General features: G+C 48.0%; 19 protein-coding genes. 2 read left to right on the forward strand and 17 right to left on the reverse strand.

Features of this window, described 5'->3' with window-relative positions:
* Positions 1 to 116 precede the first annotated feature (116 nt).
* Together AC2CG4_RS15435 and AC2CG4_RS15440 are read right to left on the reverse strand one after the other, a co-directional pair.
* Positions 117 to 2129: a glycoside hydrolase family 9 protein gene (locus AC2CG4_RS15435; RefSeq protein ID WP_484487120.1), complete on the reverse strand. Its 2013-nt coding sequence runs from the start codon at positions 2127 to 2129 to the stop codon at positions 117 to 119.
* A 151-nt stretch (positions 2130 to 2280) separates the two neighbouring features.
* Complete coding sequence (locus AC2CG4_RS15440) at positions 2281 to 4179, reverse strand: winged helix-turn-helix domain-containing protein (RefSeq protein WP_484487121.1); 1899 nt, start codon at positions 4177 to 4179, stop codon at positions 2281 to 2283.
* 201 nt (positions 4180 to 4380) lie between these two features.
* Here AC2CG4_RS15440 and AC2CG4_RS15445 point away from each other — a divergent pair, with 201 nt between their 5' ends.
* Positions 4381 to 6351, forward strand: a complete 1971-nt coding sequence (locus tag AC2CG4_RS15445; protein WP_484487122.1) for a formylglycine-generating enzyme family protein — start codon at positions 4381 to 4383, stop codon at positions 6349 to 6351.
* Positions 6352 to 6428: 77 nt separating this feature from the next.
* Here AC2CG4_RS15445 and glmU read toward each other — a convergent pair whose 3' ends face one another.
* Positions 6429 to 7787, reverse strand: coding sequence for a bifunctional UDP-N-acetylglucosamine diphosphorylase/glucosamine-1-phosphate N-acetyltransferase GlmU (gene glmU / locus AC2CG4_RS15450; RefSeq protein ID WP_484487123.1), 1359 nt, complete (start codon positions 7785 to 7787; stop codon positions 6429 to 6431).
* 221 nt (positions 7788 to 8008) lie between these two features.
* On the opposite strand from glmU, the gene AC2CG4_RS15455 reads away from it, so the two are divergent.
* On the forward strand, positions 8009 to 8218 hold the full coding sequence (locus AC2CG4_RS15455; protein WP_484487124.1) for a hypothetical protein: 210 nt from the start codon (positions 8009 to 8011) through the stop codon (positions 8216 to 8218).
* Positions 8219 to 8291: 73 nt separating this feature from the next.
* Here AC2CG4_RS15455 and AC2CG4_RS15460 read toward each other — a convergent pair whose 3' ends face one another.
* The 14 genes from AC2CG4_RS15460 to AC2CG4_RS15525 form a co-directional block, all read right to left on the reverse strand.
* Positions 8292 to 8717 carry a F0F1 ATP synthase subunit epsilon gene (locus AC2CG4_RS15460; RefSeq protein WP_484487125.1) on the reverse strand — a complete coding sequence of 142 codons (426 nt, stop codon included), beginning with the start codon at positions 8715 to 8717 and terminating at the stop codon, positions 8292 to 8294.
* 79 nt (positions 8718 to 8796) lie between these two features.
* Positions 8797 to 10176, reverse strand: coding sequence for a F0F1 ATP synthase subunit beta (atpD, locus tag AC2CG4_RS15465; RefSeq protein ID WP_484487126.1), 1380 nt, complete (start codon positions 10174 to 10176; stop codon positions 8797 to 8799).
* Positions 10177 to 10290: 114 nt separating this feature from the next.
* A complete protein-coding gene (gene atpG / locus AC2CG4_RS15470; protein ID WP_484487127.1) occupies positions 10291 to 11154 on the reverse strand; it encodes a F0F1 ATP synthase subunit gamma in 864 nt (287 codons plus the stop codon).
* 79 nt (positions 11155 to 11233) lie between these two features.
* Positions 11234 to 12778 (reverse strand): F0F1 ATP synthase subunit alpha, encoded by a 1545-nt coding sequence (gene atpA, locus AC2CG4_RS15475; RefSeq protein ID WP_484487128.1) that lies wholly within the window; start codon positions 12776 to 12778, stop codon positions 11234 to 11236.
* 22 nt (positions 12779 to 12800) lie between these two features.
* Positions 12801 to 13337, reverse strand: coding sequence for a F0F1 ATP synthase subunit delta (locus AC2CG4_RS15480; RefSeq protein ID WP_484487129.1), 537 nt, complete (start codon positions 13335 to 13337; stop codon positions 12801 to 12803).
* Positions 13338 to 13348: 11 nt separating this feature from the next.
* The gene (locus tag AC2CG4_RS15485; RefSeq protein WP_484487130.1) at positions 13349 to 13819 is read right to left on the reverse strand and encodes a F0F1 ATP synthase subunit B; all 471 of its coding nucleotides are present in this window, start codon (positions 13817 to 13819) and stop codon (positions 13349 to 13351) included.
* 48 nt (positions 13820 to 13867) lie between these two features.
* Positions 13868 to 14104, reverse strand: a complete 237-nt coding sequence (gene atpE, locus AC2CG4_RS15490) for a F0F1 ATP synthase subunit C (RefSeq protein WP_323813509.1) — start codon at positions 14102 to 14104, stop codon at positions 13868 to 13870.
* Positions 14105 to 14170: 66 nt separating this feature from the next.
* Entirely contained in the window at positions 14171 to 15079 is a 909-nt protein-coding gene (gene atpB, locus AC2CG4_RS15495) for a F0F1 ATP synthase subunit A (RefSeq protein WP_484487131.1), read from the reverse strand.
* Positions 15080 to 15118: 39 nt separating this feature from the next.
* Positions 15119 to 15517, reverse strand: a complete 399-nt coding sequence (locus AC2CG4_RS15500) for an ATP synthase subunit I (protein WP_484487132.1) — start codon at positions 15515 to 15517, stop codon at positions 15119 to 15121.
* Positions 15518 to 15812: 295 nt separating this feature from the next.
* Positions 15813 to 16724, reverse strand: coding sequence for a ParB/RepB/Spo0J family partition protein (locus AC2CG4_RS15505; protein ID WP_062057895.1), 912 nt, complete (start codon positions 16722 to 16724; stop codon positions 15813 to 15815).
* A gap of 27 nt (positions 16725 to 16751) precedes the next feature.
* A complete protein-coding gene (locus AC2CG4_RS15510) occupies positions 16752 to 17555 on the reverse strand; it encodes a ParA family protein (RefSeq protein ID WP_484487133.1) in 804 nt (267 codons plus the stop codon).
* A 36-nt stretch (positions 17556 to 17591) separates the two neighbouring features.
* Positions 17592 to 18251: a 16S rRNA (guanine(527)-N(7))-methyltransferase RsmG gene (rsmG, locus tag AC2CG4_RS15515; RefSeq protein ID WP_062057900.1), complete on the reverse strand. Its 660-nt coding sequence runs from the start codon at positions 18249 to 18251 to the stop codon at positions 17592 to 17594.
* A 79-nt stretch (positions 18252 to 18330) separates the two neighbouring features.
* Entirely contained in the window at positions 18331 to 20241 is a 1911-nt protein-coding gene (gene mnmG, locus AC2CG4_RS15520; protein ID WP_484487134.1) for a tRNA uridine-5-carboxymethylaminomethyl(34) synthesis enzyme MnmG, read from the reverse strand.
* A 787-nt stretch (positions 20242 to 21028) separates the two neighbouring features.
* Entirely contained in the window at positions 21029 to 21814 is a 786-nt protein-coding gene (locus AC2CG4_RS15525) for a nucleotide-binding protein (protein ID WP_484487135.1), read from the reverse strand.
* Positions 21815 to 21825 lie beyond the last annotated feature (11 nt).

The following is a 21825-nucleotide window of genomic DNA, read 5'->3' on the forward strand; positions in this document are numbered from 1 at the left end:
TCGATTTGAAAGATATTTTAGTCTTTCGAAACTTATTAGCAAGTTTTTGTTTTATTTCAGCCAAAATAAAAGGCGATAACTTTCGTTATCGCCCCTTTTTTATCACCGGTATTTGGTTAGTTGGCAAACTTCGACAACAAGCGGATATAGGCAACCTGATAGTCATTATGGTTTTCCGTGATCTGCCAGGAGTTGAGCGGCCAGCTGGTATTGAAATCCAAGTAGGCTTTCATCGCCGGTTGACCCTTAGGCGGATTGGGTGCAGCTAAACCGCAACCAGCGTTGGGGTTAGCCGAAGTACAGTTACCATCCCAATCGTAGGAGGGGTTGGGGCCGCCGACGAGAAAGCCGGGCGCCGGGCCATAGGTTGAGGTTCCAACTCTATCCCACAGGGGGCTGCCATTGGTGAACCAGGAATGGTAGAACTCATTGACCGAGCTGTGCACACCGAGACTGTACATATTGGATAGGTACACCATGCCCTGCGGGTTGGTGCCGTGAAGATAGTAGTGCAAATAGCCAAGCGCGGCATTGCGTACTTCGGCGCTGTCGGTGCCGCTGATGTTGTAATCGATCAGGTTGTGAAAGGTCAGCCCTTTGCGCGAAATAGTGCGGTTACTGCCCCAGGTAAAGTTACTGGTACCGATATATGCGCTATACGGGTCTTCACTGTTGCGCACGGCAGGCCAGTTGTGATTTGCGTTCAGTGCTGTTTGGTATTGGCTTTTCACTGTATCGGCGATGTTGCTGGTCGCGTCGGGCAAACTGGCGTAATAGAGCCAGGCAGATATTTCTGGTTCATTCCACACATCTACCCAACTGGTGGCATTGGTTGCTTTGGAATCAACATAATCGCGATAAGTTGCAGAGCTGGTTGCAGCAAACAGGTAGATAGCGGCGGTGAGTTTTTTGGTCGCGCGACCTGCATCGTCAACCTCTTGCTGACCAGCGCCCAAACCTGCTGACGTACCCTCGTTATTGCGGAATGTGACATTGGGATTGGCGATTGACCAAACCCAGGCTTTTTCAGCGCGGGTTTTCAAGTCAGCCGCGTAGTTGTTTAGGTCCGTATTACCCAGCGTTGCCAAAATTTTACTGCCCAGTGCAAAAGCACCGGCGCTGGTCAGGGTTGCCGAGGTATTGGCCGGTCCATAATAACTTGGCCCGGTTGCCGCTGAAGGCGGGCTGGCATGGGATAGGCCGAGGATGGACAATACCGAACCATCGTCATTCTGCATTTTCTTCAGCCAATCAAAACCCCATTTAATCTCGTCGATAATATCGGGAACACCATTGCCGGATTCGGGGATGTTGTAGTCATCCGTCCACACACTCGGATTTTCCGCATAGGCGTGGAGCAGGGCAACCAGATAATAAGCGTGCCAGTTGGTGTATTTGTTGTAATCACCGGCGTCATACCAACCGCCGGATAAATCTTTTTCGGTCGCGGCGTTGTTTTTGTCGCTGAACAGGCGCGCGTTTTTATCTTGCCCTGCACCTATATGGCTGGCGGCATCTGTCCAGCCCGCCTCGGCGAAAGGTGTTTGCTTGGCAAAACCGGCGCGCTGATAAAAGAAGCTGCGCATGGCGTGTTTTAGCACGGGCTTGTAAATATCCGTACCTATTTTGAATCCGGGAGAGCGGACGTTCTTGTCTTTATCCAGCACCGCATAATTGCCCGGCGTAGTAACGCTGGAAAAATCGAACTGCCAGGCTTTATCCCCCGCCGCCGCAAAGGTCGCGCCGGACTTCCAACTCGCCGCCGCACCATTTAATACCACGGCGTTGGTATCCAGATTAATCAGTTGGTAAGTCGCACCGGGAGTAAAACTCAAGGCGGCATCGTAGCCAGTTTTTGGATCGCGGATTACTGCGATTTTTTTGGCATCGGGCAAATAACCAAATTGATCCACCACGATAAAGGCACTGATCGCCGGCACACCACTAGCCACCGAACTAAGGGCGACCGATGATGCAACAGAGCTGGCAACGGGTGTTGACGAAGCAGCCACCGACGATGGCGCAATAGATGATGCAGGCTTGGGGGTAGATGTTGATCCGCCACCGCCGCCACATGCTGTTATTAATCCACTAAGGGTAAATGTCAGGAGTAATTTGGATCGGCTCATAAATCGCTCTTATTAATTATCTGATTTAATTGCCAGATGATACCGGTTTCATTGGAACCCGAGTATCTGTTTTGGAGGATTTAGTAGATCTTTACTTTTGCAATTGGTCATCCTGTACAAATTTTGCCGATAAAAACATGGATCTAAGGGGCTAGGATTCTTGCAAGGATAGTCCCAACTCGGCAATGGTCGACTGATTGAACCTGATCCAAAGGGGAACATTGGCCGCCTGTTTCAATAAAAATTGCTGATAGAAGCTGTCAGCCGACCGCCCTTGGCGTTTATTCAATTGCAGCAAGTAGGCGGCGGCATCCAAAGCATTCTGTAGCTGGCCATTCATGTTAGCCTGCTCAAATGCGCGGATTCCATGAGCTTCGGCCTTTGCCCAGTCACGTTGTGCCAGCCAGATTTTGCCGACTTGAAGCTCCTCGGCGGCATCAAGCGTCTGGTTGGCGTAGAGATCCAGTGCATCTTGCCAGCGCAATTGTTTTATCAATAGCTCACTCAGGTGAACTTGTGCGCGCTCCCGCTCCCACCAATTCTGATCGGCAGGGATGAGTTCAAGGACAGTGCGGTACTGCATTTCCGCTGCTGCCTCATCCTGCGCAAACATACCGGCATAAAAGTGGATCAAACCATAGAGGTCAGCGTCTCGCTGGTGTTTATCCAACACCGCTTTAGCGTCATCCAAAAATGCCGAGCTATCCTGATCGCGTTGAAATTTATGCGCCAATACCGCCGCCCATGTATTGAGACGGTACTCGCCAAGCAAATCGCCTGCGCGCTGCACATGCTCAAGTGCACGCTGAATATGAGCCTGAACCTGGTCATAGTTGTGCTGTGTTAAAGCCAAGACGATGCGCACTTGTTCCACTTCTGCCAGATTATCCCTATCGTTAATGCTGCGGAACGCCGACTCTGCCTTGGCCAGTAGCAACTCTGCATCTGCCAACAAATTTTCATCGGCGTAGACTCTGGCCTCTGCCAGATAACCATTTGCCAGCAATAACTTATCCTGCTGCCTGCTCGACTGGCTTTGAAGCAACTTGGCCAGCACTCTGGCGCTGGCGGCATCCCCACTTTTGAGATGAAGATCGATCAGCCCATACACCAGATTCAAGTCCTGGGGATATTCACTGTGCAATAGCTTCAGCTGCGCCGCCCTAAGCACGGCGTTTTGCGCATCTATTTCCAACAGGCCGGAATTCACAATCAGGTGCAAATGCTGCTTCATCAACAGCGCCAAAGCCGCCGCCGTCGGTGCTTGATGCTCGGCTCGCCAAATCGACGTGCGGGATTTCAATTGGTAACGCACCCTCAATCCCTCTGGCTGTTGCGTCACCTTGGCTACAGCCACATAGGGAACCTGCGCAGCTTGGCTGAGAGCGGGAAAGTATTTTTGCGGCACCCAAAAAAAATCCTGCGATACCCTTTGCCCCTTGGTACCAACCAATGTAAATCCCTCGGGTTTCGCTAATTCTGTCTGGAAGGCGTCGATCACATCCGGGGCAACATCCACATCGGCAACCAAGGGTAGGAGGGCAACTTTAGTTAAAGGCACTGTTTTGGTTAAGGGCGCAGTGTTGGATAGGGCGGTAGTATTGAATAGCGGGGCAGCGGCTTGGTGTGAGTACCAAAACATCACCAAAGCGAGTACTAGGCTGCCCAACACCAGACTGGCAGCGATACTTCTGGAGACTAAGAATTTAACGATAGGCGCGGGACTTATCCGATCTGTTGCCGCCCGATCACCCTCAACCGGGATCAGGGGCAGTTGCCATTGGTAGCCTTTTTTGGAAAAGGTTTTGATCGACTCCTCGCCAAACAGCGCGCGCAGGTTGCGGATATTCTGGAACACCGCCTGCTCCGCAACTACCTTGCCCGCCCAAACTTTGTCCAGGATCTCTTCTTTACTGAATAGCTTGCCCGGTTCGCTCAGCAACAAGGCCAGCAGCTTGGCTTCATTGGCACGGAAGCCGATGACCTCACCCTCGCGCATCAGCAGTAGCTGTTCGGTATCAAACACATAGGTCTTGATGGCGTATTTCATGGCATTCCGTTCTGGCTCGGCAGGGCGTCAATTCTAGTGATCTTCGCAGGCTGGTCAACCAACCCAGCCAAGGTTCGCGCGGGCAATTTTTCTATTATTTTTCTTATAAGGGCAAAAACTAGAATTTGACTAGGATTTTGCTCCCCCAAGAGTCCAGTGTCATTCGCGCTAGTTTCGCCCATAAACTTAAGGACTTATCGAATGCGAATAATTCATTTCTCTCTACTGGCCGGTTTGCTTGGCTGTCTGGCAATCCAAGCCATTGCCCAAGCTTCCGCCAACTCATCCACCCCTGCTATCAAGGTCATCGAACCGATCATGGTCAGCATCCCCGCCGGGGAATTTTTGATAGAGGATAAAAAAAAGAACCCCCTGGCTCAGCCCATCCATAAAGTAACGCTGGAACCCTTTCAACTGTCCCGATACGAGGTGACCGAGGCAGAACTCAATCAGTTTCTGTTAGCCACGGGTTATCAACGAGAAGGTATGTGTTCCCTGATTCATCCCACCGTTAAGCTGGAGTTTCCTTTTTGGCCGCCGCGGCAACCAGACCCGGATAATCTGAATACCCGCCCGGCTTCCTGCATTAGCTGGGCGGATGCTAATGCCTACATCGATTGGCTAAATGCCCAAACCGGCAAACACTATTCCCTGCCCAGTGAAGCCCAGTGGGAATACGCCGCGCGCGCAGGTGGTAATAGCCGCTATATCCACGGGAAAACGCCAGCCACACTCTGCGACTACGCCAACGTCTATGACACCCCACAACAACGGATGTCACGCGATCTGGATTTAGCTCAGCCGGGTGTAGCCTGTAACGATTTCAGTACGTTTCTTGCTGACGTCGGCAGCTACGCACCCAATGCGTTTGGTCTGCAGGACATGACCGGCAATGTCAGTGAATGGGTGGCCGATTGCGCGACAGACACTTATGCCAATGCGCCAACTGACGGTTCTGCGCGGGTAAGTGCCAATTGCACCCGCCATATACTGCGCGGCGGCTCTTGGATAGATGCTGAAGAGCGCGTGGAAATCGGTTATCGCCAGTTGTTGGCTGACCAAACACCGCGCTCGCTACAAGCCGGTTTCCGCTTGGCACTCGACGGCCACGAGCAAAGCCATCACGATGACAACTTCGCACGTAACATCCAACGCCAACAGGCGCAAGCCAAATCCCACAGAGCCAATAGTCAAGCGCTGATTGAACGCACACTCGCCGCGCGCAAAACCTGGAAAACCGGCGAATTGCTGCTGCCACCCATGATCTCAATTCCGGCCGGCGAATTTATGATGGGCAGTGACAGCGACAAAAGAACCCAACCCGTCCATCGGGTATCGATCAAGCCATTCAAAATGTCAGCCTACGAGGTGACGGTTAAACAATTCAAGCAATTCGTCGAACAAACCGGTTATGTGATTGGCGAAGACCGTTGCTGGAAATGGGTGGACGATAAAGGCGGTACATTCAAGATCGGTATCGATATGCTTGCCGGCAACTGGTTAACGCCCGCCTATGCGCCGGGTGATTTCCATCCGGTGATGTGCGTCAGTTGGGACGATGCCAATGCCTATCTGCAATGGCTTTCCAACACCACGGGTAAACACTACCGCTTGCCCACCGACGCCGAATGGGAATACGCCGCACGCGCGGGCAACACAAGCAAATACGGTGTGGGCGATGACGAAAAAGCCCTGTGCGACTACGGCAATATCTGGGATGCAAGCGGCCTGCGCGCGTTTGTGCGCGATAAAAAATATCAACCCAACACCATGGCCTGTGATGACGGATCGGAATACACCAGCATAGTCGGCAGCTATAAACCTAACGCGTTCGGACTCTACGATATGCTCGGCAACGTTAGCGAGTGGACACTAGATTGTGACCGGGATAATTATCTAGGTGCCGCTAGCGATGGCTCCGCTTGGGTAGCAGAAAGCTGCATGATGCGCTCACGCCGCGGCAGCAATTACGGCCCCAGCGATACTCAAGTGGCGTTTCGCGGCCATGGCGGACAGTCAAACCGCTCAAGCCTGGGCGAGGGCTTTCGTTTTGTAGAAGTAATTAACCCGGAAGATCTTTGCACCAAGGACTGCAACAACGCGGAAGCAAAAAACTCCTTTGCAATCCAATTGGCGAACGCACAAAAAGCGCAATCACTAGAAGAAGATTAACGCAGGAAAAACTAAATACTGCTTAAATATAGTTTCTATAAAAAACGAGGCGTTCAGCCTCGTTTTTATCAAACAATTTATTTTTTAACCGGCCGTTCCCAGCCCTGAATATTACGCTGCTTGCTGCGCGCAATCGCCAGTTCACTTTCTTCAACATCTTTGGTGATAATCGAACCAGCACCTACGGTACTGCCAGCGCCAATTTTGACTGGTGCAATCAGTGCTGAGTTAGAGCCGATAAATGCGTTGTCACCAATTTCGGTTTTGAATTTGTTCACACCGTCATAGTTACAGGTGATGGTGCCTGCACCGACATTTACTTTGCTGCCGATGGTGGCATCGCCGATATAACTCAGGTGATTTACTTTACTGCCTTTGGCGATCACCGCTTTTTTCGTTTCAACGAAATTGCCGATTTTCACTTCGTCCGCGAGGTAGGTGCCAGGGCGCAAGCGCGCGTAGGGGCCAATATCACAATGCTCGGCGAGCACTGAATCTTCAATATGGCTAAAGGCTTTAATGTGCGTATTGTTGCCAATTTTGCTGTTAATAATCACGCAATTAGGTTCAATGACAACTCCATCGCCCAATACAACATCGCCTTCAATCACACAATTGATATCAATCACTACATCGCGACCAGCGGTTAGATTTCCCCGAATATCAAGGCGTGTTGGATCGAGTAAAGTAATGCCCGCTACCATCAACTCATTGGCTTTTTGCTGTTGATAAAAACGTTCCAGTGCGGCCTGCTGCTGGCGATTGTTAATGCCTTCCACTTCTTCCACTGCATTGGGTTGTTCAACATGAATGGCGATGCCATCGGCCTTAGCCATGGCGATAATATCGGTGAGATAGTATTCACCCTGCGCATTCTGGTTACTCAATTGCGGCAACCATTTTTGTAAATGCGCTGCTTTAACCGCCATGATACCGGTATTAATTTCACTGATTTTTTTCTGCTCATCGCTCGCGTCTTTGTGTTCAACAATCGCGATCACAGCACCGGAAGCATCGCGCACTATGCGGCCATAACCAGTGGGATCTTGCATGTTAACGGTGAGTAAACCCATTTGCTGGTCGTTCACCCCGGCGATTAATTTTTGCAATGTTTCAGCGCGAGTCAGGGGGACATCGCCGTAAAGGATTAATACGGTGGCGTCATTGCGCAGTTGCGGTAGGGCTTGTTGCACTGCGTGACCAGTGCCGAGCTGTTGCGCTTGCAGCACAAATTTCACATCGGCTGCTGCCATTTTCTCTTCAACTTTTTCCGCACCGTGGCCCACGATAATCAGAATCTGCTCGCCGCCTACCTGTCGTGCGGTATCGACCACGTGTTGCACCAACGCTTTACCGCCAATCGGGTGCAGGACTTTGGGTAAATCGGAGCGCATGCGGGTGCCTTTGCCAGCGGCGAGTACGAGAATATCGAGCATAGTTAGATCCATTAGCCAAGTTGTTAGGTAATTAAAGTAATCGCATACTTTAACAATTCAGGTCTATGTTATGTCCCTAATAATTAAAGACAAGGGTGAATTTCTCACTCATTCAAAACGCAATTTATCACCGTTTATTGTTGATTGATCCGCTACAGTCATTATTCCTCTTAGAGGAGCTACAGATTTCATTACGTTACTTTTATGAAGGAATATCTATCATGAAAACATTGCATTCTCTTGGTTCAACTTTTTCTCAGGCAAAGAATCAGCTAATACGCAAGTTTACTGTTGCTTTGTTGTTAATTTTAACAACCTTTAGTGTTAGTGCTTTTGCCATGGGCCGCAACGATGCTCCCTGTAAGTTTGGCGATGATTGTGCAGCAACTATTTATTATCGTATCTGTAACAACTGGTGTTTTTGGTATTAGTCGTACAGTTTTAAAATAAAAAAGGCGATCTAACGATCGCCTTTTTTATTACATCAATACTACGTTATTCCACTTACTTGCCAGCTTTTCTTTTGATTGCTTGCAAGGTGCGTAATTGTGCAGCAGCTTCTGCCAATTGCGCGGCAGCGCGTTGGAAATCGATCTCACTCGATTGATTTTCCAACTGATGTTGTGCCAATTCTTGTGCTTCTAATGCAGCAGCTTCATCCATATCAGCTGCACGTAACGCAGTATCTGCCAATACAGTCACGTGATAGGGCTGAACTTCAAGGTAGCCACCAGAAACAAAAAATACTTCTTCAGCACCGCCTTGTTTGATAAGACGTACGGGGCCTGGACTGATACCGGTTAACAAAGGAGCGTGACCATAGGCGATACCTATGTCTCCCAATGTACCCGTAGCAATTACCATTTCCACAATACCGGAGAAAATTTCACGCTCAGCACTGACGATATCGCATTGAATAGTCATGGCCATACTTGTGTCTCTTCACTGAAATAGTGTTGTTCCCGAACAGAACAACAGACAACCCTCATGTAATCATGAGGGTTGGCGATTACTTGAGTTTGGCAGCTTTTTCGACTGCTTCGTCGATAGAACCTACCATGTAGAAAGCTTGCTCTGGCAAGTGATCGTAATCACCAGCTAACAAACCTTTGAAACCACGAATGGTTTCTTTCAGAGGAACATATTTACCCGGTGAACCGGTAAATACTTCTGCTACGTGGAACGGTTGTGACAAGAAGCGTTCGATTTTACGTGCACGTGATACAGTTTGTTTGTCTTCTTCTGACAATTCATCCATACCCAGAATCGCAATGATATCTTTCAACTCTTTGTAACGTTGCAATACGGTTTGTACACCGCGCGCTACATCATAGTGATCCTGACCGATGATCATTGGGTCCAACTGACGTGAAGTTGAATCCAGTGGATCAATCGCCGGGTAGATACCTTTTGCAGCAATATCACGGCTCAGTACTACAGTTGAGTCCAAGTGCGCAAAAGTGGTTGCTGGCGATGGGTCGGTCAAGTCATCTGCTGGTACGTATACCGCTTGTACAGAAGTGATCGAGCCGATTTTGGTAGAGGTAATACGCTCTTGCAGAACGCCCATCTCTTCCGCCAAGGTTGGCTGATAACCTACCGCTGAAGGCATACGACCCAACAAAGCTGATACTTCAGTACCGGCCAAGGTGTAACGGTAAATGTTGTCAACGAAGAAAAGTACGTCTTTACCTTCGTCACGGAATTTCTCCGCCATGGTCAAACCAGTCAAAGCTACGCGCAAACGGTTGCCCGGCGGCTCGTTCATTTGACCGTAAACCATTGCCACTTTATCGACAACGTTAGAGTCTTTCATTTCGTGGTAGAAGTCGTTCCCTTCACGGGTACGCTCACCTACACCGGCAAATACAGACAGACCGCTGTGCTCTTTTGCGATGTTGTTGATGAGTTCCATCATGTTTACGGTTTTACCTACACCCGCACCACCGAACAAACCTACTTTACCGCCTTTAGCAAAGGGGCAAACCAGGTCGATTACTTTGATGCCGGTTTCGAGCAAGTCGTCAGACGCTGACAGCTCTTCATACTTAGGCGCTGCACGGTGAATCTGCATACGCTCTTGTTCGCCGATAGGGCCACACTCGTCGATTGGATTACCTAAAACATCCATGATACGACCGAGTGTTTCTTTACCTACGGGTACTTTGATAGGTTCGTTAGTGTTGGTCACGACCAAGCCGCGACGCAAACCTTCGGATGAGCCTAGAGCAATAGTGCGCACAACGCCGTCACCTAATTGCTGTTGAACTTCAAGCGTCAGGTTGCCGTCGGTAATTACCAAAGCATCATAAACTTTAGGCACTGCATCGCGTGGGAATTCCACATCGATAACGGCGCCGATAATCTGAACGATACGTCCGCTACTCATTTCCGGTTCCTCTTTGTTCCAGAAATCTCAGATCCCTTTTTATAAAACCAAGGGGGCTGAAAGATTAAACACAAAAACAGTTTGGCTTGCTGCGCGCTGGCGTGGAACAGGGTATTAAGATACCGCTGCTGCACCACCTACGATTTCCGACAGCTCTTGCGTAATGGCTGACTGACGCGCTTTGTTGTAAATCAGTTTCAAACTATCAATTAATTCGCCGGCGTTATCAGTTGCGCTTTTCATCGCAATCATCCGCGCTGCTTGTTCACAGGCCGCGTTTTCAACTACCGCTTGATAGACTTGCGATTCAATAAAGCGAGTCAACAAACCTTTCAACAGGAACTCAGCATCTGGTTCGTAGATATAGTCCCAGTGATGCTTCAACTTGGAATTATCTTCGGCTACCAAAGGCAACAACTGGCGAACTTTCGGCGTTTGCGTCATGGTATTCACAAAGTCGTTACTCACCATCATCAGCTTATCGATCTTGCCGTCCTCAAAAGCGTCGAGCATAACTTTCACACTGCCGATCAAATCAGCAACCACAGGGGCTTCGCCAATATCGCGTGTGGAAGCAACTACATTGCCACCAAAACTTTTGAAGAACTGGGCCGCTTTTGCACCCACCAGACACAGATCAATGGCAATGCCCTTGTCGTTCCAGGATTTCATATCTCTAATTGCAGCTTTAAACAGGTTAGTGTTTAAACCACCGCAGAGACCGCGATCACTAGATACCAGAACATAACCAACGCGCTTCACTTCGCGCTCTTTCATAAAACGGTGTTTGTACTCGGGACTGGAGTTGGCCAGATGCCCGACTACTTCACGAATGCGATTGGCATAAGGTTTACCCAATTGCATACGCTCTTGCGCACGACGCATTTTACTTGCCGCGACCATTTCCATCGCGCTGGTAATTTTCTGCGTGCTTTTGACGCTCGAAATTTGCGTCCGAATTTCTTTAGTGCTTGCCATACTCTCGAACTCAGGTTAACAGCCTAAGACGCTTGAGGTCATAAAAGCCGATAAATCATCGGTTTTTATGACCGCCAAATTACCAGGTGCGGCTTGCCTTCAGCTTGGTGATCAGCTCTTTGAACTTGCCTTCCAATTCGCTATTCCAATCGCCAGTTGCATCTATGTGAGCCATAGTGTCAGCAATTTCGGCTTTTGCGAAAGAGAGCAGGGCAGCTTCAAAATCCAGTACCTTGTTAACGGCGATATCTTTCAGATGACCTTCGTTAGCAGCGAACAAGACCAGTGCCATTTGTGCAACACTGAATGGAGCAAATTGTTTTTGCTTCATCAATTCGGTAACACGTTGACCGTGCTCCAACTGTGATTTGGTAGCTTCATCCAAATCGGAAGCAAACTGCGAAAACGCAGCCAATTCACGGTATTGCGCCAATGCGGTACGGATACCACCAGAAAGCTTTTTAATCACTTTAGTTTGTGCCGCACCACCTACACGCGATACCGAAATACCGGCGTTCATCGCAGGACGAACACCCGAGTTGAACATGGACGATTCAAGGAAGATCTGTCCATCGGTAATCGAAATAACGTTAGTTGGAACGAATGCAGAAACGTCGCCGGCTTGGGTTTCAATGATAGGTAACGCGGTCAAAGAACCGGTTTTACCTTTCACTTCACCTTTGGTGAATTGCTCAACATAAGCTTCGCTTACGCGAGAAGCACGCTCAAGCAAACGGGAGTGGAGATAGAATACATCGCCAGGATAGGCTTCACGGCCTGGTGGACGACGCAACAACAATGAAATCTGACGGTAAGCCCAAGCTTGTTTAGTCAAATCATCATAGATGATCAATGCGTCTTGGCCGCGATCACGGAAATATTCACCCATAGTACAACCGGTGAAAGCCGCGAGGAATTGCATAGCGGCAGGATCAGAAGCAGTCGCTGCAATAACAACGGTGTGCTCCATAGCGCCGTGTTCTTCCAGCTTGCGCACAACGCTCGCAACAGAAGACGCTTTTTGGCCGATCGCTACATAAATACATTTAATGCCAGAGCCTTTTTGGTTGATGATCGCATCAACAGCAATAGCAGTTTTACCGATTTGACGGTCGCCGATGATCAGCTCGCGCTGGCCGCGGCCAATAGGTACCATTGCATCGATAGCTTTCAAACCAATTTGCACTGGTTGATCTACCGATTTACGCCAAATTACACCTGGAGCAATTTTTTCAATCGCATCAGTCATTTTGGTGTTGAGTGGACCTTTACCATCGATTGGATTACCCAAGGCATCCAGTACACGACCCAACACTTCTGGACCAACAGGCACTTCCAGAATACGGCCAGTACACTTACATTTTTGGCCTTCGGCCACACCGCGATAATCACCGAGAATTACTGCACCTACGGAGTCGCGCTCCAAGTTCAGTGCCATCCCGAAAATGCCGCCTTCAAATTCAATCATCTCACCGTACATAACATCGGCGAGACCGTGAATACGAATAATACCGTCAGTTACCGAAACGACAGTACCTTCGTTTTGTGCTTCTGTAGAAAACTCAAGACCAGCAATACGCTGTTTGATGATTTCGCTGATTTCAGAAGGATTCAGTTGCTGCATGCTCTGTTCCTCGACCCTAAGATTAGGATTTCATTGCTTCGGCGAGCTTCGCCAAGCGACCACGTACTGAACCATCAATCACCATGTCACCAGTGTGGATAACAACACCACCTAGCAGGCTCTTATCTACCGAGCCTTGAACACTGACTTTACGATCCAACTTGGCGCTCAGTGCTTGAGCCAATTTGTTTATCAAGTCAACCGGCAACTCGAAAGCTGCGGTTACCTCAACATCGATGGTTTTTTCTTGCTGGGCTTTCATTCTAGCGAACAGCTCTTTCACAAACGGAAGAAGCGCCAGACGTTTATTGCTTGCAAGGGTGCGGATGAAATTCTGTTGATTTTCATCCATCGTTTCACCACAAACTTGTACAAAGATGGAAGCTTTCTGTGCAGCAGAAAGACCAGATGTGCCCAAGGCTTTTTTCACCTGATCTTGTTCTGCTACAGCGGCTGAAACTTCCAGAGCTTCAAACCATGACTGCAATTTATTTGCAGCCAAGGCGAATTCAAATGCTGCTTTGGCATAAGGTCTAGCCAAGGTGGTCAGTTCAGCCATAACTACCTCTCTTAGAGCTCGGCAGCGAGTTTGTTTACCAACTCGTTGTGAGCATTTTGATCGATAGAAGATTCAAGAATTTTTTCTGCACCTGCCAGAGCAAGAACAACCACTTTGCTGCGCAATTCTTCTTTAGCGCGTGCGGTTGCTTGTTCGATTTCAGCTTGTGCAGAGACCTTAATTCGCTCAGCTTCTAAACGTGCTTTCTCTTTTGCTTCTTCAACAATTTCAATAGCGCGTTTGTTCGCTTGATCGATAATGGTAGCTGCTTCCTTCTTCGCAGAAGAAAGTTGTTCAACCACTTTATGTTTGGCTAATTCGAGATCTTTTTCGGCTTTATCTGCTGCCTGGAGCCCATCAGCGATACGCTTGGTGCGCTCAGCCATTGCCGCAACAATGGGTGGCCACACGTAACGTTGTGTCAGGTAAATGAAAATGGCAAACGCCACTATCTGACCGATGAAAGTTGCATTAAGGTTCACAGTTGAATGCCTTTGTTAAAGGGATTTAATGTTGTTGCCGAGCAGTTATTAAACAACAGCGAACAAAATGTACATGCCGATACCAACACCAATCATTGGAACCGCATCCACCAGACCCATAACTACGAAGAACTGGGTACGTAACATTGGCAACAATTCTGGTTGACGTGCAGCGCCTTCCAAAAATTTACCGCCCAACAGTGCTACACCGATAGCAGCGCCGATAGCGCCCAAACCGATTACCAATGCACCCGCCAAATAAATCAAAGCTGTTGCTTCATTCACAGTGTTTTCTCCTACTTAAGTTGATAAAAATAAAAAATGAAAAACCAAACTAAAAACAATTAAAAACTAGTGTTGCTCATCCGTTTGGAACGCCATGCTCATATACACAATGGTCAATACCATGAAAATAAAGGCCTGCAGAGCGATAATCAGAATATGGAACAAAGCCCAAACAATCTGCAGTGACATACCAAATACGCCTAAGACCAAATTTACACCGATCATAATTGCGATCAGAATGAAGATAACTTCACCAGCGTAGAGGTTGCCGAACAGACGCAAGCCGAGAGAAATGGGTTTGGCGATCAGGTTGGATAATTCGAGCACCAGATTTATCGGAATCAGCAATATTTGCACAATAAAGTTGCTGCTGCTGAAAGGATGCAAGGTCAGCTCTTTCGCGAAACCTAAAATACCTTTTTCACGAATACTAAAGAACAAAATCAAGAGAAAAACAGTCGCTGCCATGCCTAAAGTAATATTGGGATCAGTTGAAGGAACCACTTTAAAAAATACAGAATGAGGATCAGCACCCAACACATGAACACCAAACAATTCTGCTGTTTTAGGCAACAAATCAATCGCAACCAAATCCATCGCATTCATAAAGAACACCCAGACTAAAATGGTCAGCGCCAAAGGACCCACTACGGCGCTTTTATAGGGAAACATGCCTTTTACGCTGTTATCCACAAACTCTACAACCGCCTCAATACCATTTTGAAAACCAGTGGGTACATCACTGGTCGCCTTTTTGGCCACACTGCGGAACAAGAGGAAAAAGACAATACCCAGCACTAACGACCATCCCATGGTATCGACATTGATAGCCCAAAAACCCATTTGTGCCGCTTCATCACCATTGTGGGCAAAACCCCAAGTACCATCAGGTAATTTGCCATAGGTGAGGTTAGTAAGGTGATGCTTGATATATTCTGAAGAAGTAATTGCTTCTGCGTGTTCGGCGGATGACATTGTTAAATTCCAAATGACCAAAGTTGAAATCGGTTCACACTAGCTACGCCCAGCGGGGCTGAGGACCAGCGGATAAAGCCAGGCAATTGCCTGAACTAACACATAGGCCAGAATCATAGTTGCGGCGTAAGTGGCGTGTTGAATCAACGCAATCTGCTTAAACGCGAGCAAAAATAACAAGGCTGTGATAACAAACTTTCCCAATTCACCGACGTAAAAAGCCGCCAGTACTTTTTGGGGAGACGCGCCCAATGGGGGACGAAACGCCACTAGTGCCAGCCACAAATTAGCTGTCACACAAATAATTCCACCTGCAAACAATGAAATTGCGATCTGATCATTCACCGCAAGAGCCAAGGCACTGAGCGCCAAGGTTGCCAGCAATTGGGCTGCCACTGTTCGGAGAGCGAAGCCACGCCCTTTGAGATAACGCGACATTTTTATTCCGCTCTCTTTTTTTGCGGCGGCATTCTGTCACAAAGAAATTCTTATTACCATTGGTAACAAGCTTGTGCTCCAAACGCCCAAACGTGGCGCATTATAGAGATTAAGCCCCTTAGCAGCAACCATCGCACTAACACTAAAGACAAAAACTGACTAGTAAATTTGCTGTAAATTTAGTCATCAGATTATTAATGACTGCAATTAGTGTTTAAATTTGAAAGTAACAACTAGATGTAGGGAAAAGGCACCTTTCAAAGAGATGCCAATCAAGCGGGAGGAAAGGCTAAATTTATTTGATATGGCCGAGAATGCCATCCAGCTCATCCAGGGAGTTATAACTGATCACTAACTTTCCCTTACCTTTCGCTCCGTGTTGGATTTCTACTCCAGCGCCCAAGGTGTCGGAAAGCTGATCTTGCAAGCGACGGATATCGGCAGAAACAACAACATCGGGTTTTACTTTTTCGCTGTTACGCCCTTCCTGATGCAAACGCACCAAGGCTTCCGTTTGACGTACCGATAAACCCTTGGCGACAATTTGCCGCGCAATCGCACATTGGGTTTCCGCATCAAGGGTCAGCAGTGCCCGCGCATGACCCATTTCCAGATCGCCATGCTCCAGCAGGGTTTTTACTTCGTCACTCAGCGCAATCAGGCGCAGCAAGTTAGTGATAGTGGTGCGCGATTTTCCAACCGCCTGCGCCACTTCGGCGTGGGTCAACTCAAACTCATCTTGCAGACGTTTGAGTGCAACGGCTTCTTCGATGGGATTGAGATTTTCGCGCTGGATGTTTTCAATCAGCGCCATTGCAATGGCCGCTTCATCGGGCACATCGCGAATTACCGCAGGGATTTTATCCAGCCCGGCAATTTGGGTGGCGCGCCAGCGGCGTTCACCGGCGATAATTTCATAGCGGCCTTCGCCAATCGGACGCACCACAATTGGCTGCATCACACCTTGGGCTTTGATCGATTCGGCTAATTCTTCCAGCGCTTCAGTGTGCATATCGCGGCGCGGTTGATATTTTCCGCGCTGAATTAATTCAACCGGTAAATGCGCCAACTTGCCATCGCGATAATCGAGTTTGTTATCCACTTCCGCAGGATTGATTGGCATTTCGGGCGCAGGTGCAGTGACACCCAGACCAGCACTCAAGAGTGCATCCAAGCCTTTTCCTAATCCTTTGCGTTTTGTCGACATCTGAATCAGCCTTATATAAATTTTTTGTTAAAGAGTTTCTGTTGAAGCAGCAGCGGGTTTATTGCTTGTTTCATTGCGGCGCAAAATTTCACCGGCCAGTGCAAGATAAGCAATTGCACCTTTGGACTGACGATCAAACGCTAATACTGGCATACCAAAACTGGGCGCTTCCGCCAACCGCACATTACGCGGAATACAAGTGCGATACAAACGATCACCAAAATGCTGTTGCAACTGCGCCGATACATCGTTGGTCAAGCTGTTGCGCGGATCATACATAGTGCGCAACAAACCTTCGATTTTTAAATTAGGATTTAATACTTTTTGAATTTGATTAATGGTGCCGACCAGTGCCGATAAACCTTCCAGCGCATAGTATTCGCATTGCATTGCAATGATGACACCATCGCAGGCGGCCAGTGCATTTAAGGTGAGCATGTTGAGCGACGGTGGGCAATCGATAAGAATAAAATCAAATTGGTCGCGCACTTGGTTGAGTGCATTTTGTAAACGGCGCTCTTTGTTATCCAGCGCCAGCATTTCAACTTCCGCTGCGGTTAAGTCGCCGTTTGCCGGTAGTACCTGGTATTTGCCGCTTTCTGATAATACTAAACAATCGTGAATGGACTCGCGTTCGGTAAGCACATCGTAAATTGAATTTTCAATTTCATTTTTGTTAACACCACTGCCCATAGTGGCATTACCTTGCGGATCAAGATCCACCAACAAGACACGCTTTTTGGTTGCTACCAATGAAGCAGCTAAATTCACACAGGTGGTGGTTTTACCAACGCCACCTTTTTGATTGGCAATAGCGTATATCTTGGTCAAGTGAAAATCCTATAACCACCCAGTGGTTGAAAATTTTTATTGTTTCGGCTGCAAAACTAACAGGTGGCGCTCGCCCTCTGTCTCTGCAACCAACAGTTTTACAGTTTCAAGCAGTGCAACTTTATCGGCGATAGGTGCAAGTTCATCTTGCGGAAACAAGCCTTTCATCGCGAGAAAAATACCTCCGGCGGCCAACATGTGTGCACAACCTTCCGTCATATCTTGCAAACTGGCAAATGCCCGGCTGATAACCGCATCAAATTTTTGCTCAGGTTGAAACTCTTCAACCCGACGGTTTTCAACACTTATGTTAGTTAAACCCAGCAAGGTTTTAACGTGAAATAAAAACCGCGTTTTTTTACCGTTGCTATCGAGCAGGGTAAATTGCTTTTCTGGAAACATAATCGCTAATGGAATTCCGGGTAAACCACCACCGGTGCCGACATCAATTACCCGCGTAGCGGAAAAATTTTTATTGCCGGTAAACCAAGGCACCACACTTAAACTATCTAGCAGGTGACGCGCCACCATTTGGCGAATATCGCGCACCGCAGAAAGATTATAGGCTTTATTCCATTTTTCGAATTCGCGCACATAGGCCAATAAGTTTTCAATTTGGCTCTCGCTTAATACCACCGACATTTCAGTGGCGCCGCGTACTAATTGATTGCGTAATTCTGTGTTTAAATCAGTCACTCGTCACTCGTCAATAAATTCGGTATGTGTTTTTTGTAGGATGAGTTGAGCCTAAGCGATACCCATCGATTTTTCAAAATTACGATGCCTGCTGTTCAGGTGCATCTTCCTGCAAACGTTTTAACACACCACGTTTTTTCAAATAAACCAACACCAAGGATATTGCCGCTGGGGTAATTCCAGAAATGCGTGAAGCGCGCGCCAATGTTTGTGGCCGCGCAGCGGTCAATTTTTGTTTGACCTCGTTGGATAAACCATCCACTACCGAGTAGTCAAAGTCATCCGGAATAATCGTATTTTCATACGCACGCAAACGATCAACATCTTCTTGTTGCCGCTCTATGTAGCCGGAATATTTTGCTTCTATTTCAACTTGTTCAGCAGCCGCTTCATTAGCAATGGGTTCACCTTTGAGTGATGCGATATCACCGTAAGATAATTCCGGGCGACGCAACAAATCCATCAAACTGTATTCGCGGGTCAGTTTGGTTTGGATAATCGCCTCCACTTTTTCCGCTTCGGTAGAACCGGCTTGAATCCAGGTGGAACGCAAACGCTCTTTTTCCAGCGCAATTTGTTCGCGTTTATCGCAGAACATTTTCCACTGCGCCTCACCAATCAAACCAAATTCGCGCGCTTGCTCAGTTAAACGCAAATCGGCATTGTCTTCGCGCAATAACAAACGGTATTCCGCGCGGCTAGTAAACATACGGTAGGGTTCTTTGGTGCCGAGGGTAATCAAGTCATCAACTAATACACCCACATAAGCTTGATCGCGAGTTGGGCACCAAACCGGTTTTTCTTGCGCACGCAGCGCCGCATTGATTCCGGCGAGCATACCTTGCGCACCCGCTTCTTCGTATCCGGTAGTGCCGTTGATTTGGCCGGCAAAAAATAAGCCGCCAATCACTTTGGTTTCCAAGCTGTGTTGCAAATCTTGCGGATTAAAATAATCGTATTCGATTGCATAACCAGGACGCAGGATATGCGCGTTTTCAAACCCTTTCATCGAGCGCACGATTTCCAACTGCACATCAAATGGAAGGCTAGTAGAAATTCCGTTGGGATAAAGCTCGTGGGTAGTCAAACCTTCCGGCTCGATAAATACCTGATGTGAATCTTTATCCGCGAAGCGGTGAATTTTATCTTCGATCGACGGACAGTAGCGCGGACCAATTCCTTCGATCACACCCGAGTACATCGGTGAACGATCCAGATTGCGGCGAATCACATCGTGGGTTTTTTCATTGGTGTGGGTGATGTAACAACAAATTTGTTGCGGCTGCATAGCGCGATTGCCCATCACCGACATCACTGGACGCGGATCATCGCCGTATTGTTTTTCCAGCACATCAAAATTCACCGTGCGCGCATCAATACGCGGCGGCGTTCCGGTTTTTAAGCGATCAACACGCAGCGGTAATTCACGCAAACGTTTTGATAAAGCGATCGACGGTGGATCACCGGCGCGACCGCCGGAATAATTTTGCATACCTATGTGGATAAGACCACCGAGGAAAGTACCGGCAGTCAACACCACTTGGTTGGCCATAAATTTCAGGCCCATTTGAGTGACCACACCGCGCACTTGATCATTTTCCACAATCAAGTCGTCAGCAGCTTGCTGGAAGATCCACAGATTTTTCTGATTTTCCAGCGTTTCACGAATCGCCGCTTTGTAGAGAATTCGGTCGGCCTGCGCGCGAGTTGCACGCACCGCTGGGCCTTTACGCGCATTCAGCACGCGAAATTGAATTCCGCTTTTATCGGTTGCCAGTGCCATAGCACCGCCCATGGCATCGATTTCTTTTACCAGATGGCTTTTGCCAATCCCGCCAATTGCGGGGTTACAAGACATTTGGCCAAGGGTTTCAATGTTGTGGGAGAGCAATAAGGTCTTGCAGCCCATACGCGCCGCAGCCAAACAGGCCTCAGTACCGGCATGGCCGCCGCCGATCACAATCACATCAAAACGATCCGGGAAAATCATCGCTTACTACCTTGCAGCAGGGCTGCATACAAATACCTTGAACAGGCTGGAGACAAAAGGGGCGACATTATAGGGCTTGTCAACGATTTGCACAAAACTTGTACAGGGATTAATCAGTATATTTTTTATTCTCTGATTACCTAAGACTTTCTTGGCCAATGGAATTCGAAATTGATTCTGAGACTGTCTGAGACATGGATGTCGAAGATAAGCCCCCATGGAAGGGTTCACGGCGGGTCTCAGAATTGATTTCGGATTCCATCTCTCTCAAAACTAAAGATTTATCCAAAAAAAGTATTCGCGTTACAACAAAGGAAAATATTTTAAGTAATGAATATATGTATTGTTATTTAGGTATTTAAAAGATGTTGTTATATATATAGCGCGATATTTCTGTGGATAAGCCAAAAAAGTGATTGTTTTTCAATAAGTTAATTCAATGATAAGGCTCTGAAAAAGCATCGCGCAAGCTGGGCTAAAGCTGCTGGGAAGCTGGTTATAAAAGCCGTTATTATACATGGAGCTGGTAAAAACCGACTTATCCCCAAAAGCCTGCCCAGCTTTTGTCACTAAGACCCACAGGGTTGTGCACATCAGCATAGGTTAATAATAAAAATTCGCGTTAAATCAGTTATTTACAACATAAAACTCGATTTAACTGTGGATAACCTGTGTAACTGTGTGGAAAACATTGGAGATAAGTCTGTATTAAGGTTTCTTTTAATGGAAGGTTTGCCGTTTTGCGGGTATTTAAGAGGGGAAAATTGCCACTGACTCATTTTGGAGATTAGGAGGCATTTGTAGCATCTGAATCCACATCTTCAGCTGCAGGATCATCCAACCATTGGCTAGGAGAAGCTTGTGCATCCAACCAACATAAGAGTAATTCCCAATCGTTGCGGTCTCGTTCATGGCTCTGTTGAGGGTAATCGGCAATGCCGCGACCTTCCCCATAAGCGCGTACATAGTGTTGGGTATCGCGCAACCTGGCGGGAAAAGGAATATTCAGGCTCAGAAGAAATTTTTGTAATCGTTCCCAAGCAGTGGTTTGCTGTTTTACCCGGTTGGCTACTACTGCAATGGGGCGACGTTGGCGACGCATAGAGCGGGTCAGTAAGAGTTCACCGATAAAACGGGCACTCGCGCGGATATCTATATCGGAAGGCAGCACCGGCACTATGATCAGATCGTGGTTCTGGATGAGATCGTCCAATGCCGGGCCTGTCAGGCCGGGGGCGGCATCGGTAATCAGCCAGCGGGTTGATTTTGGGGCGCGCCATTGGAAGCTGCGGGTTATCCGGCTATTGAGTTCGATTTTCACGCCAAAAATATTGGGTAACTCGGGCGCGCGTGAACTGAGCCAATAACTGGCGGAACCCTGTGGATCGGCATCGACTAATACGGTTGTTTCACCGCGTTTTTGTAACCATGCGGCGAGATTGGTGCTAACAGTGGTTTTGCCTGATCCACCTTTGCCATTGATAACCAAAATCCGGCACGCCGATAACAATTGAATAGCAACCAGAGGTTCTGGGTGAGGTTTGCTGGAATTGATTTGTGGCGGGATGCTCATTGGCTGTGTCT

Source organism: Cellvibrio sp. ATLC23 (assembly GCF_057196725.1).